The organism is Blautia sp. BIOML-A1, from assembly GCF_009883055.1.
Classification (GTDB): Bacteria; Bacillota; Clostridia; order Lachnospirales; family Lachnospiraceae; genus Blautia_A.
The window spans coordinates 1-12907 of record NZ_WWVR01000051.1 but is presented as its reverse complement, the minus strand read 5'-3'; the positions used below and the strand labels follow the sequence as shown (position 1 = coordinate 12907).

The 12907-nt window shown below is 37.4% G+C and carries 14 protein-coding genes; 10 read left to right on the top strand and 4 right to left on the bottom strand.

The features are described from left to right. The first annotated feature begins 175 nt into the window (after nt 1-175). From rhuM to GT674_RS15660, 3 genes are all read left to right on the top strand, one after another. Nucleotides 176-1111, top strand: coding sequence for a RhuM family protein (rhuM, locus tag GT674_RS15670; RefSeq protein WP_161286527.1), 936 nt, complete (start codon nt 176-178; stop codon nt 1109-1111). Nucleotides 1112-1228: 117 nt separating this feature from the next. After that, nucleotides 1229-1834 carry a DUF1349 domain-containing protein gene (locus GT674_RS15665; protein WP_005426072.1) on the top strand — a complete coding sequence of 202 codons (606 nt, stop codon included), beginning with the start codon at nt 1229-1231 and terminating at the stop codon, nt 1832-1834. Nucleotides 1835-2059: 225 nt separating this feature from the next. After that, the gene (locus GT674_RS15660) at nt 2060-2584 is read left to right on the top strand and encodes a flavodoxin family protein (protein ID WP_062807680.1); all 525 of its coding nucleotides are present in this window, start codon (nt 2060-2062) and stop codon (nt 2582-2584) included. A gap of 206 nt (nt 2585-2790) precedes the next feature. On the opposite strand, the gene GT674_RS15655 is transcribed toward GT674_RS15660, so the two are convergent. After that, nucleotides 2791-3219 carry a DUF2798 domain-containing protein gene (locus GT674_RS15655; protein WP_161286526.1) on the bottom strand — a complete coding sequence of 143 codons (429 nt, stop codon included), beginning with the start codon at nt 3217-3219 and terminating at the stop codon, nt 2791-2793. A 483-nt stretch (nt 3220-3702) separates the two neighbouring features. Here GT674_RS15655 and GT674_RS17180 point away from each other — a divergent pair, with 483 nt between their 5' ends. Beyond that, a complete protein-coding gene (locus tag GT674_RS17180) occupies nt 3703-3849 on the top strand; it encodes a hypothetical protein (protein ID WP_192926056.1) in 147 nt (48 codons plus the stop codon). Between the two features lie 106 nt (nt 3850-3955). On the opposite strand, the gene GT674_RS15650 is transcribed toward GT674_RS17180, so the two are convergent. Then, nucleotides 3956-4309 (bottom strand): cupin domain-containing protein, encoded by a 354-nt coding sequence (locus GT674_RS15650; protein ID WP_004614173.1) that lies wholly within the window; start codon nt 4307-4309, stop codon nt 3956-3958. Nucleotides 4310-4449: 140 nt separating this feature from the next. Here GT674_RS15650 and GT674_RS15645 point away from each other — a divergent pair, with 140 nt between their 5' ends. The 6 genes from GT674_RS15645 to GT674_RS15620 all read left to right on the top strand — a co-directional run bounded on the left by GT674_RS15645 (nt 4450) and on the right by GT674_RS15620 (nt 10473). Continuing rightward, nucleotides 4450-4782: a winged helix-turn-helix transcriptional regulator gene (locus GT674_RS15645; protein ID WP_008373705.1), complete on the top strand. Its 333-nt coding sequence runs from the start codon at nt 4450-4452 to the stop codon at nt 4780-4782. Between the two features lie 325 nt (nt 4783-5107). Then, complete coding sequence (locus tag GT674_RS15640) at nt 5108-5347, top strand: DUF6061 family protein (RefSeq protein ID WP_006859036.1); 240 nt, start codon at nt 5108-5110, stop codon at nt 5345-5347. A gap of 249 nt (nt 5348-5596) precedes the next feature. Then, a complete protein-coding gene (locus tag GT674_RS15635; protein ID WP_009265522.1) occupies nt 5597-6286 on the top strand; it encodes a response regulator transcription factor in 690 nt (229 codons plus the stop codon). Beyond that, on the top strand, nt 6283-7314 hold the full coding sequence (locus tag GT674_RS15630) for a sensor histidine kinase (protein WP_006859034.1): 1032 nt from the start codon (nt 6283-6285) through the stop codon (nt 7312-7314). The genes GT674_RS15635 and GT674_RS15630 overlap by 4 nt, the downstream gene beginning before the upstream one ends. Nucleotides 7315-7465: 151 nt before the next feature. Next, complete coding sequence (locus tag GT674_RS15625) at nt 7466-8131, top strand: ABC transporter ATP-binding protein (RefSeq protein WP_006859033.1); 666 nt, start codon at nt 7466-7468, stop codon at nt 8129-8131. A 14-nt stretch (nt 8132-8145) separates the two neighbouring features. Further along, entirely contained in the window at nt 8146-10473 is a 2328-nt protein-coding gene (locus tag GT674_RS15620) for an ABC transporter permease (RefSeq protein WP_161286524.1), read from the top strand. Nucleotides 10474-10668: 195 nt separating this feature from the next. On the opposite strand, the gene GT674_RS15615 is transcribed toward GT674_RS15620, so the two are convergent. Both GT674_RS15615 and GT674_RS15610 read right to left on the bottom strand, forming a co-directional pair. Next, nucleotides 10669-11376: a DUF6040 family protein gene (locus tag GT674_RS15615; RefSeq protein ID WP_118031835.1), complete on the bottom strand. Its 708-nt coding sequence runs from the start codon at nt 11374-11376 to the stop codon at nt 10669-10671. Further along, a partial coding sequence (locus GT674_RS15610; protein WP_161286523.1) for a MobA/MobL family protein occupies nt 11354-12907 on the bottom strand: 1554 nt, incomplete at its 5' end. The genes GT674_RS15615 and GT674_RS15610, both read right to left, overlap by 23 nt.

Sequence of the window (12907 nt, the reverse complement as noted above, 5' to 3'; positions counted from 1 at the left end):
AAACGAAGGGGCAGTTCTCTGCAATGTCAAAACTGCTTTTTCGTTTACACCATCAGCGATTGTAACCTAAAGAATTTGTAGGGCTAAATTATAGAAAATTAAAAAAACGGAAAATTTATTATTGAATTCGTTTTAACTGTTGGCATTTTTTGTATTTTCAGAAGGGAAAGCAAACATGGAGAATGAATTAATTTTGTTTGAAACTGCCGATAAAGAAATAAAGTTAACTGTGCCTATAAAAAATAATACTGTATGGCTTAATAGAAAACAGTTAGCCGAATTGTTTGGAAGAGATGTAAAGACAATTGGGAAACATATTAATAATGCATTAAAAGAAGAGTTGGATAATTCAGTTGTCGCAAATTTTGCGACAACTGCTTCAGATGGAAAAGTGTATCAAGTTGAACATTATAATTTAGATATGATTATTTCTGTAGGCTATAGAGTGAAATCTAATCGAGGAGTAGAATTTAGAAAATGGGCTAATAGTGTTCTAAAACAGTATATCATACAGGGGTATGCAATCAATGAAAAAAGATTAGAAGCTTTACAACGAACAATAAATATCCAAACAAAAATGCTTGCATGCACTTTGGAAGTAGATGAAGCAGAGGTGTTGAAAGCTGTTAGCTTATATACAAATGCTTTGATGCTGTTAGATCAGTATGATCATCAATCACTTAAAAAGCCTACTGGAAGCAAAGCTATCTATAGAATTACATATGAAGATTGCCGAAATATGGTGAATGCAATGGAAGATTCATTTCACTCGGATGTCTTTGGGATTGAGAAAGAAAAGGGAAAAGTTGAAGGTATTCTTGCAGCAGTTTATCAAAATGTTTTTGGAGGAGATGTTTATCCTTCCTTAGAAGAGAAAGCAGCCAATCTTTTGTATTTTATGATAAAAGATCATCCTTATGCTGATGGATGCAAGAGAATTGCTGCATCGTTATTTTTGGAATTTTTGGCTCGAAATAATATACTTTACAAAGCTGATCAAAAAAGGGTAAGTGATGGTGCATTAGTAGCAATAACATTAATGATTGCAGAGTCAGATCCAAAGGAGAAAGATATTATGGTTAATTTGGTGATGAATTTGCTAATAATGTAAATTTGATTTCGAATCGGAATTGACCGAACTCTTTGAGCGAGGGATACTTCTTGTCCGAAGGGCAAGAAGGTGGAGTTGAAAAAGATTATAACAATCGTAATTTGGAGGGATAATGAGATGAATATAAAAGACTTTAAGTGGACGAGAGAACCTGATGATTACACGCTGACAGATGACAAAATTGAGATTATTACACAGCCTGGAACTGATTTGTGGCAAAGAACTTACTATCATTTCCGCAATGATAATGCTCCGGTTCTGCAGATAGAAACAGAGGAAAAGTTTTTTTCATTTATAGTGAAAACTGATTTTAAGGAAAGCCATCATCGCTTTGATCAGTGCGGTGTGGTTATGTATCTTGACAGTGAGAATTGGTTGAAAGGTTCTATAGAATATGAGAATGACTATTTTCAGCACCTGGGAAGTGTTGTGACAAACAATGGATATTCAGATTGGGCAACTACGGAAATTGATGCAGAGATTAAATCTATGTGGTATCGTCTCAGTAGACGTGAAGATGATTATTGCATTGAATGTTCTGAGGATGGAATACGGTTTAAGCAAATGAGGATTTGTCATATGTGGGCTGGTGCAGGAAAAATCAAATTTGGAATTTATGCATGCAGTCCGGAAGATTCATCGTTTAAAGCGGTATTTACAGATATGAAATTGACGGAGTGTCAATGGAAAGCCCACGATGGTCAAAAGCCGGATGAGATGTAGCAGACTGTATTTGATATAAAAAACTAATATGAAAATAGTTAAAGTTTTTCAGTTTGTGTAACTGAGAAAAACGAAAATTCCTTTAAAGTGGATTGAAGGGGCCGCTAATAATTCTAATACAGATAAACCGGAGATGATCAATAGTTTACTAGAAGAGTTCTTCTCGAATATTTTATGACAGGCAACCTAAAGTTATTTGAATTGAAAAAGTTGGAGGATACACGCATGAAAATTGTAATCATTAATGGAAGTGCCAGAAAAGGAAACACGCTGACAGCAATCAATGCATTTATAAAAGGAGCGTCAGAAAAGAATGAAATTGAAATCATTGAACCCGACAAACTCAACATTGCACCATGCAGGGGATGTGGTGTCTGTCAATGCTCTAAGGGATGCGTCGATAAGGATGATACAAATCCTACAATTGATAAAATTGCTGCCGCAGATATGATTCTTTTTGCTACGCCAGTTTATTGGTGGGGAATGTCAGCACAATTGAAATTAGTCATTGATAAGTGCTACTGCCGTGGATTGCAGTTAAAAAATAAAAAAGTGGGCACGATTGTTGTAGGTGGTTCTCCCGTAGACAGTATCCAGTATGAGCTGATTGATAAGCAGTTTGACTGTATGGCAAAATATCTTTCATGGGACATGCTTTTCAATAAATCATATTATGCAACAGCCAGAGATGAACTTGAAAAAAATAAGAATTCCATGAACGAACTTGAGGGAATCGGAAAAAATTTATAAAGCACACTCCAAATTCCAGTTTGTAGAATTCAAAAATTTAATATGAAATGTGAGATAGAGCGTATGGAAATAATCTATGAAAGACTGATGTGTGAAAAAGATAGTTACATTTGAAAATAGAAATATGGAAAAATAAATGATAAGACCTCCTGTGTGCAAATAGATAACTCACAGGAGGCACTATAGTATACGGTATTATCAATAGATTATTCTGCAAATCCCTGCTGTTCCATTTCGTATTCGACTTTAGATTCATTTCCTTGGTTGGTGGAGGCGAACAGATGACGGAATATGAAGCGGCAGAACGGACCAACAACTAAGATCTGCAGTGGGTAAGCCATAATGAAATTTAGACAAATGGTCTGGAGCCAGATAAAAATCAGGTTTGAAGTGATTCCTGATGATTCGATGGTTCCAAGCAGGCTCATAAGCGGCACCATTGTACAGACTGTGAAGGTCTGGATGCAGAGGATGATGAAGATTGGTCGGTCAGTTGATTTTGCCACGCGGAATGCGAAGTATTTGGACGTTTTGCTGGCAATGAAGAATGCACAGAGAAGCCCGATGAACCATTCCAATGGGAAAGAATGCAGTGCGTGTTTGAAGGTAGCAGCCTGAAGTTGGATAAGCGACATTTTATGTCATATTTATTTTATCAAGTATTGGAGTTCAATGTCATAGGGATTTTGCACAAAATATAAATGAAAAGTAAAAAGTTCTGTGGAATCTTTAAGAAAGCTTTGCAGAATAACTAGCACTAAGCACTGACTATAACGGTCAGTGTTTCTTTTTTGATTTCATAAAAAATCGTCTGACATTCTTCAAAGTCACCACGTGTGCTTAGTAGGAAAATAAATTTTTCTGCGAAAGTACCGTCCAAAGATAAGGTCAATGCTATTTTAGATATCGAGAACTGGGAAAAAGTAGAGAATATAGATAAAAACATCAATCCTATATACACCTTAGAATTATATTATGATACTACGAAACGTACTATTGTTTATATTGAAGTGAATGTTACTATGAGGAGCCGTATGCGGGAAAGCCGCACGTACGGATCTGTGAGGGGCTAAGATTGAGAGGTCTTAGTCTACTCGACTGTAACGAAGGTATTTGCGATGAAAGGAATTAAGATTGAGTTATTGGGGATTGCAATAATACCTTTAGGAATTGCTGTGACAACAAATAATTTTTGGAGATATGTCCTAGGTGTTCTTGGATTTGGCGTCGCTGTAGTTGGCTGTTTTCTAAAAGATAATCACTGATAACTTCTTGTTTGAAAAATTGAGAAAACGTAATATTGAACAAAAAAGAAATGCACAGTTCTTAGCTTATCGTGAACTGTGCATTTTTGTAAATAAATACTTTTAATTAGCCGATTACGGCATCCTCTGCTGTAAAATGTTCCAGAGAGTTTTCTTTTACCTGAATGCAGATATAAGTAATTCCAGAAATATCGGATGCAAAAAACTGACGCTTTGCAGCAGGTGCGATTTTTAGCCAGTCTCCAGTTGAAAGGCTAATTTCTTCTCCATCAATTATGGCTTTGCCGTTACCTGAAAGAATTCCATAGATTTCTTCATTTTCTTTATGAGAATGAACAAATGGGACATTTGCTCCTGCAGGTAGTTCGTTTAAACTGATTTCTGCACCTGTTAAAGACAACTTTTCATGCAGCTCAATTCGGTTTTCCTTTCCAATAGTTGTTTTTGTGTAATTTGCCATAATAACCTCCATAGTTAATTTGTAGTTTCTGGTTGCTTGGTATTAGTATAGTGTGAGACACATACAAAAACAAGTACGCACCTTTTTGTAACTGTACACTCAAAAATGAATGTGTTACAATAGACTCGGAGGTGAGAATTATGCGAGCAAAAGAAGAATTACCGGAATGCCCAGTTGCAACAGCAGTATCTCTTATCGGAGGAAAATGGAAACTGCTGATTTTGCGTAACTTGAAAGAGCGTCCATGGAGATTCAATGAGCTACAACGAAGTATAGATGGTATTTCACAAAAGGTTTTGACAGATAGTTTAAGACAAATGATGAGTGATGGGTTGGCATATCGCCACGATTACCATGAGCAGCCACCGAGAGTTGAATACGGCTTAACGGAACTTGGAACAAAAATGCTTCCAATTGTTAATTCACTTGCTGACTTTGGTAACTACTATAAATCAATTATTGAACAAAATTAAGGACGTTAGTATTTGAAAAGCTCGAACAATTCTAGTTGATATTTCACATATTTTAGGAAATTTAATAACTGTTATATTTGATTATCAAATTCTTCGCAAACCCTTGAAAATACTAAGTTTGTAGCAAGTGAACTTTCCCTTACTCTTTCCCTTGTGTTACATTTTCCCATTGCTTTTCATGAACCTTAATATGGGAAAAATTAAGGGAAAGAAAATTTCATAACACAATATAACATATAACAATAACGACATGGTGAACTGATTGAAATGTTTTCGATATTTAACTCTGTAACTGATTATCAAAAGAAAATGGAGATAAGATACGATGAGAACAATTTATGCAGAATATAATATAAACCACGATAGTATTGATGTTTACACAAGTGCTGGATATATGCTTCGCATTGATTGCTGGGAAGCTGAAAAAAATTTAAAAACCACATATGGATCAGAATGTGCGCTTACTTCATTGGCTGTGGATGAGCCTTTGGAATATGCAAGATTATATCTTGATGGCAATTTACAGATGTGGGTGGATACAGAAGATTCATTAGAACTTTATTAAGCAAGAAGTGAGATAGTGTTGTAGGGAGTTTCCTGTAGTTAAAGATACCACACCCGATATGATGAACCCACGCTTATACACTACCAGCTATGATAAAAGAAAGGACAGCAATTTGACACTGCTGTCCTTTCTTTTATAAAATTGCAGTACACAGAAAAAAGCTGTAAAATGAAAAATATATTTGTCCTTGTAACAATTCTCGGACATTTGCCTGTTATACTATCTGCAAAAAGAAAAGGAAGTGATAATATGAAGCATATTTTAATTGTCGAAGATGATAATCTTTTGAATAAAACGCTTACTTATAATTTGGAATTGGACGGTTACACAATAACTTCTGTTCTGAATGCAAGGACAGCCGCTGAATCATTAAAAACAAACATTTTTGATTTGGTATTGCTGGATATAAATTTACCAGACGGAAATGGTTATGACCTATGCCGTCTTATCAAGCCAGAGCATCCTGATACAGTAGTTATATTTCTAACTGCCAACGATCAGGAAAGCAATCAGATACGGGGATATGAAGCTGGTGCAGTGGATTATATCACAAAACCTTTTTCGATTAGTGCTTTGCAGCGAAAAATCAAAGCCATGTTCGCTATGTTGGAGCATCACAAACCAGCTAAGGATATTTACGAGGATGGTAGCTTGTTTCTGGATTTTTCGGAACAATTTGCAAGTTTGAACGGGAAACCATTAGCACTTTCTGCGATGGAATATAAAATGTTGAACCTATTTCTTAAAAATCCGAAGCAGGTACTTACTCGCCAACAATTTTTAGAAAAACTGTGGGATGTTGATGAAAAATATGTAGATGAACATACCCTTACTACTTCTATCAGCCGTATTCGCAGTAAGATTGAAGCGGATGGCGACACATATATCAAAACGGTTTATGGTATGGGGTATCAATGGACAGGAGGCGAAAAGAAATGAATCTGAATAACCTTTCTGCTAAGAAAATTTGTAGACTGGTTAGTGCTGGCATGGTTTTCTCTATGCTGGTAATTACCGGTATTTTCGGCGGTATAATGCAGGATATACGAATTTTTATAGTGGGTGGAACATTGACACTCTGTGCGTTTTTCTGGATTTGGCTATTGGTGCTGATTTTTGGAAAACGCCTTTCTCATTTTACTTCTAATTTGTGCCGGACGCTGGACAACATGATTGATGGAAACGAGGAATTACAAAAGTCAAATGATAGTGAAACTCTTTTTGCCCGTATCAACCACCGCTTAATTCGGTTGTATGAGATTATGCAGAAAAACCGGCACAAGGTAGACATGGAACGACAGGAGCTTCAAATGCTGATTTCTGATATTTCACATCAAGTTAAAACGCCTGTCAGCAATTTGCAAATGGTAACGGACACACTTTTAACAAAGCCTGTTTCAGAAGAAGAACGGATGGACTTTTTACAAGGCATACGTAGTCAGACTGATAAACTGGATTTTCTGTTCCAAGCACTGGTTAAAACGTCCCGGTTGGAAACCGGAGCAATACGATTAGAAAAGAAAGACAGCAGCTTATTCCATACGCTTGCACAAGCCATGAGCAGTATTGTATATGCCGCAGAGAAAAAAGAAATTGCTGTATCCGTGGATTGCCCGGAAAATTTGATAATCTCCCATGACAGCAAGTGGACAAGCGAAGCCCTTTTCAATCTGCTGGACAATGCAGTAAAATACACTCCGTCAGGTGGAAAGATTTCTGTATCAGTGGTTCAGTGGGAAATGTACGTAGAGGTCAAAGTGACCGACACCGGCAAGGGCATTTCAGAAAGCAATCAGGCTGCCATCTTCCGGCGCTTCTATCGTGAGGAAGAAGTACACGATCAACAGGGTGTGGGAATAGGTTTGTATTTGGCTCGTGAGATTGTAACAAGGCAAGGGGGCTATATCAAGGTTGTTTCAGAGCTGAGGCAAGGCTCAGAATTTTCTATTATGCTTCCTGTAAGGTAAGATATAACCACTTTTTTTGAAATGTCCGAGCGTTGTAACATTTCACTCTGATTTTCGATAAAAATTTTTTCTATCTCGGACATTTGTGTAACATTTGTGGTTTACAATGGCTTTATCAACAGATAGAAAGCCTTGAAAGGAGCATTTGAATATGAGCATTTTACAAACAATCGACTTAAAGAAGTATTACGGCACAGAACCAAATATTACTCGTGCCCTTAATGGTGTAAATTTTACTGTGGAACAGGGAGAATTTGTTGCCGTAGTTGGAACTTCCGGCAGCGGTAAGTCTACATTGCTTCACATGATGGGAGGACTTGATACCCCCACTTCCGGCAGCGTGATTGTACGGGGAGAAGAACTCGCAAAAAAGAATGATGATGAATTGACAATTTTCCGCCGTCGTAACATCGGATTTATCTTCCAAAATTATAATCTGGTTCCGATTTTGAATGTATATGAAAATATCGTCCTGCCTGTGGAACTGGATGGCGATACAGTAGACCAGAAATTTATGGACGAAGTTGTGTATATGTTGGCTTTAGAAGATAAACTGGAAAATATGCCGAACAATCTTTCAGGCGGTCAACAGCAACGTGTAGCGATTGCACGAGCTTTAATTACGAAGCCTGCGATTATCCTTGCTGATGAACCGACCGGAAATCTTGATAGCAAGACCAGTGCAGATGTGTTAGGGCTTTTGAAGCATACCAGCGGAGAATTTAATCAGACCATTGTAATGATTACTCACAACAACGAGATCGCTCAACTCGCAGACCGCATTGTACGGATTGAAGATGGTAAAATTGTTGGCTAAAGGAGGTGGGAATTATGAATTATCCTTTTGAAAATGATACCAGTGCAGTAATTAAAAAATTAGCACGAAAAAGTGTGCGTTTTGATAAGAAGAAAAACTTATTTTGCCTTTCGGCAATTATTGTAGCCGTTGCTATGATAATGATGTCGTTGCTCACAGTGCAAAATATCATTTATCAAAATCAGAAAGAAATCGAAGGATTACATCAAGGGATTTTCTTTGACATTACGCAGGACAGTAAAGAAAAGTTGTTAGCAAACGAAGAAGTAAAAAGTGTAGGACTTTCCTGTAATATCAAAACAGTGAAAGAAAATTCTAAAGAACTGTCTCTGATTTATTATGATGATGACATGCTTAGTTTGATTCCTGCCTTTGACGGAAAATATCCAGAGAAAGCAAGTGAAATTGCTGTTACAGATGCCTTTTTTGCCAGTGAAAATAAGTCTCCGGAAATCAACGCCATAGTTCAGTTGAATCTGGATGGTACTTTGAAGAATTATACTATTGTTGGTATTTATCATGATAAAACTTCTACCGCTTATCCTGTTTTTGTTTCACTTGAAAAATGCCGGGAATTACGTGGAAATAACCTGCTTAATGGATATGTTTGGCTTGAAAATGCAGATACCCTTACAAAAGACGAAGCAACAGAAATATTATCTCAAATTTCAGAGGAGACTGGACTGAATAATTGGACAGTCAGCAGTTACTATGATTATGTAAATACAACTTTGTCCTTCAGTAATTATGCGGTATATGGTGTAGTTGCTGCCATTTTGTTTTTAGCTGCCGCACTTGTAATTTACAGCATTTTCTATATTTCGGTTGGACAAAAAGTTGCTGAGTTCGGACAGCTTCGGACAATAGGGGCAAGTAAAAAGCAAATTTATAAAATAGTTCTTAAACAGGGTTATATGCTTGTAGTTCCGGGGATTTTAATTGGTAGTATCATGGGAACGATCATCAGCTATTGTCTGCAATCAAAAGGCTGGTCAGTATTTGCATTTATTGTTTCTCTATGTGGCGCATGCCTTTTTGGAATACTGCTTGTTTATATTAGTGTTCGTAAACCAGCAAAAATTGCAGCGAATACTTCTCCAATTTCCGCCCTGAAAAATCCAGTGGGAATTGTAAATTACCGCACTCACAAAAGACATCGTATTACGCCTGTATATTTAGCGAAAATCAGCTTTTCCAGAAACAGAAAAAAATCTCTATTGACCATTTTATCATTGGGACTGTGCGGAGTTATATTTTTCCTTGCAGCAAGTTATCAGAGTTCTTTTAATGCCGAGAGTATGGCTCGTTATTGGGATATGAAGTACGGAGATTTCAAAATCAGCATTGATTTAGAAAACGAAAGTGAAAATTTGGATGCTCTCTTGCAGAAAGAATATTTTTCTGATTATGTAAAGCGTGTTGGAGATATAGAGGGAGTTAGCAATATATTTACTTATGCTACCGTACCAGTTGATTTCTCAACAGACAATGATATTTCAGATAGCACCTTGATGCTCGGCTATAATGAAAAGGATTTGGCGTCGCTAAATGCAGCGGTTTTGTCTGGAAATATTACTGATGATACAGAATTAGTTGTAAGTGATCCCGAACGTATTTATGATGTTTACCATTGGAAACCTCAAATTGGGGATACTGTGACCTTTAATTTCAAAAATCATAGTGGTAAAACAATAACAAAAGCATTCAAAATTGGTGCAATCACTTCCAGCAATGATGGAATGGGTGGCTATATTTTCAGAATGCCGGAAAATATGCTCAAAGAACTTGCAGGTTATGACTGTACATACGCAATCGAAATACAAGCAGAAGCTGAATATCAGGAGATAATCGAGCAAGAACTCAAATTACTCGTTTCTGACAATAGGGATGTTCGCTTACAAACCCTTCAAGATTTTATTGTAGAACACCAATCAGACAATCGTGCAGGTTTTACATTAGCTTATGCGATTGCAGCCATCTTGTGGATATTTGCGGTCATCAATCAAATCAATCTTACTGTGACAAATCTTTTATCACAGAAACAGGAAATGGGCACACTAAAATCTATTGGTATGACAAATAAGCAGTTGAAGCAAGCATTTATGATGGAAGGTCTTTTTACTACTTTGATTGCATTGCTTATAACTGCTGTTGTTGGAATCCCCGGCGGATATGCAATCGGTATATTTTTGAAAAATGCAGGCATGTCTACGGGATTTGTATTTCCGGTTGTTGCTTTTACTCTTTTTGCTGTTGCTATGTTTATGCTTGAAAGTTTGATGACAATATTGCTTATTCATTCATGGAAGAAGCAATCTGTTATTGCAATAATGCGAAATTGATGATAGAAAGCTTTTCATATCTCGGTCAGCTCCACAATTACATTACTCTGCTGATACAGCCAGTCCGTAAATTCTTTCGGGCTGGCTGTTCCTGTTTTTACAGCCTTTTTTCTCTGTAATACTTCTTTTCATACAGTAAATTTTCACTAGGCTGGTATGGAGTAATTTTACTGTCTATACAGTAAGTTGAAAATACTAATATGGTCTTTTTTCTAACCAAACTTTAAGATAACATCTAATTCCAACATATGCGCCCTGCGAAAGTACGAAAAGCAATAGAAGATTTACTGACAGTACTTTTTTGATTGATTCTCCAAAATAAATGACAATAGCAACACTTGTCAGTATCATTAGTAGAGTAATAACATCCCAACAGTTTTTCTTATATAATTCTATAACCTTTATTTCTATCAGTATCGCCAGCATCCCTGTTCCTGCCATACATATTCCTACAATCAATATTAGCAATAACCAATATACCATTCCGGCTATAAAAGCAGTTGGAATTTTTGTACTAATCTGTGCCGCAGAATGCCCGGCATCAATCGTCCATCCGACAAAGGTTTGTATGAATGATGCTAAATCATTGAAGAATGATTTACAATCGACAAGGAACATATCTGACTGTACTGCCTGAAAAAGAGTGGTTGTCAACGAATACCATGCAAGAAGGAACAAGGTTGTTTGGAACATTACCGTTTTTGCTTTATACTGTCCTGCAAGTCGCTCTTTTTGTGTTTCGTATTTTGCTTTTGCATTCTGATAGGCTGTCCGGTTACAGGCTTCACATTTTTCATAGAGTACCGGCTTTTCTACCGGTATTTCTACGATTTTCTGATGTGTCCGGGCATAATCCCGTTCCTGTGTTAAATAGCATATTTTATCTTGACATTCCTCTATCATGACGTTTGCGCTTCGCAACTTCTCTTTCTCGATCCGCAATGCTCTGTCTGCCAGCTTCAAGTCGTTCTTTAATGCTTGAATATTCCCGGCTCTGTTCTCTTTGTTTAATTTCTCGTTCAAGGTCAGAGATTCGCTGAGCTGCGTCTTCAGTTCCACGATAAGCTGTTCTTTCTGTTCTAGTTCTTCTTGTATCTCCTCGGTCAAGAGCAGAAGTTCTTCCAACTGTTCGGCGTTCTTTGATTCTCTGGATTCGTTCATCTATATCACGTCCTTTCTCTATCTGCTGTTCCAGTTCAGCAATTCGGTGTTCTGTTTCAGTAATAAACTGTTTTCGCTGTTCAGCTTCTGTGCCAATTTCTGCCATTGCTGATTTTCGTTTTCCAAAAGCTCTATCTTCGTTTTCTGTTCTTCCATCTTGGAAAGCAGTTCCTCGGTATTTGGCAAAATGTTGAGCAGCTCGGATAACTCGTTGTTTAATTTTTGTAATTTCTGATTCTGTTTTTGCATAAGAGAGAGTTGAGTGTCCCGGTTCTGCATTTCCAGAATCATTTCTGCCATTAGGTTCTGCTGTTCTTCGATTTGACCAATCATGGATTCCATTAAGGGTATAATTTCCCGGCTTTCTTCTAATGTCATTTAATCGCTCCTTCCATAATGATAATGCACCCGATACTTTCCCAAAGGTGTTTAGTATCTTTTGCAATAACGTGTTTTGTTGTTTTATGATTTGATTTTCCGCTACTTTCCACGAGCCTTTTATTTCCTGCCCGGCAAAAAACTTTTGTTCAATCTTTCTTGCGTCAGCTCCTTCATGGATGGTAGGAATCTGGAGTTTTCCCTGCTTTTCATAAGAACGATGATCAACTTGATTATGCAAAGGCAGATGTTCATTACACACCTTTGCCCACTCACTCCGCCACAGCTCACAATTTTTGGGATTGTTCCATCCAGTAGCATCGGTCAGCACCCGTTTCCATTGCAGGCGGTTTCTTGCACCAATCTTCTGGATTCCGTTTTCGTCTAATACAGGGATACGGATTCCATGACGGTCAGGGTTTTTCTTAGCCTGCCACCAGTCCGGGTGGGATTCGTCAATCACGATATTTCCGCTTTTATCTCTGACAAAATCCCAATCCTTGACTTCTTTCTTTCCCCAAGAATGGTCCGGGTTAAAAGGTCGCATCGTCAGAAGCAGGTGGACATGGGGGTTGCCATCCCCTTTGTCGTGGATACTCCAATCAGCACACATTCCCTTATCCACAAATGTTTTTTGGATATAGTCGGATGTATATTGAATCTGTTCCTGTCTGCTCCATTCTTTTGGGAGGGCAAATTCAAATGACCTGCCAAGTTGGGCATCCGCACTTTTTTCAATCTTCAATACCTCATTCCATAATCTTTGTTTCTGAAATGTGATTTTGAATTTTTCTAAAGCAGCTTCTTTATCTTCTGACCTTTTGTAGCGGACAGATTTTTGAAAGCGTTTTATATTTTCTTCTGGTACTATCTGCCATTCAGGAGGTGCGTTTTC

Coding starts and splice junctions, on each gene's coding strand:
- GT674_RS15620 (WP_161286524.1), top strand. CDS start 8,146: ATGAATTATCCTTTTGAAAATGATACCAGTGCAGTAATTAAAAAATTA.
- GT674_RS15660 (WP_062807680.1), top strand. CDS start 2,060: ATGAAAATTGTAATCATTAATGGAAGTGCCAGAAAAGGAAACACGCTG.
- GT674_RS15630 (WP_006859034.1), top strand. CDS start 6,283: ATGAATCTGAATAACCTTTCTGCTAAGAAAATTTGTAGACTGGTTAGT.
- GT674_RS15665 (WP_005426072.1), top strand. CDS start 1,229: ATGAATATAAAAGACTTTAAGTGGACGAGAGAACCTGATGATTACACG.
- GT674_RS15650 (WP_004614173.1), bottom strand. CDS start 4,309: ATGGCAAATTACACAAAAACAACTATTGGAAAGGAAAACCGAATTGAG.
- GT674_RS15615 (WP_118031835.1), bottom strand. CDS start 11,376: ATGATAGAGGAATGTCAAGATAAAATATGCTATTTAACACAGGAACGG.
- GT674_RS15625 (WP_006859033.1), top strand. CDS start 7,466: ATGAGCATTTTACAAACAATCGACTTAAAGAAGTATTACGGCACAGAA.
- GT674_RS15635 (WP_009265522.1), top strand. CDS start 5,597: ATGAAGCATATTTTAATTGTCGAAGATGATAATCTTTTGAATAAAACG.
- GT674_RS15655 (WP_161286526.1), bottom strand. CDS start 3,219: ATGTCGCTTATCCAACTTCAGGCTGCTACCTTCAAACACGCACTGCAT.
- GT674_RS15640 (WP_006859036.1), top strand. CDS start 5,108: ATGAGAACAATTTATGCAGAATATAATATAAACCACGATAGTATTGAT.
- rhuM (WP_161286527.1), top strand. CDS start 176: ATGGAGAATGAATTAATTTTGTTTGAAACTGCCGATAAAGAAATAAAG.
- GT674_RS17180 (WP_192926056.1), top strand. CDS start 3,703: ATGAAAGGAATTAAGATTGAGTTATTGGGGATTGCAATAATACCTTTA.
- GT674_RS15645 (WP_008373705.1), top strand. CDS start 4,450: ATGCGAGCAAAAGAAGAATTACCGGAATGCCCAGTTGCAACAGCAGTA.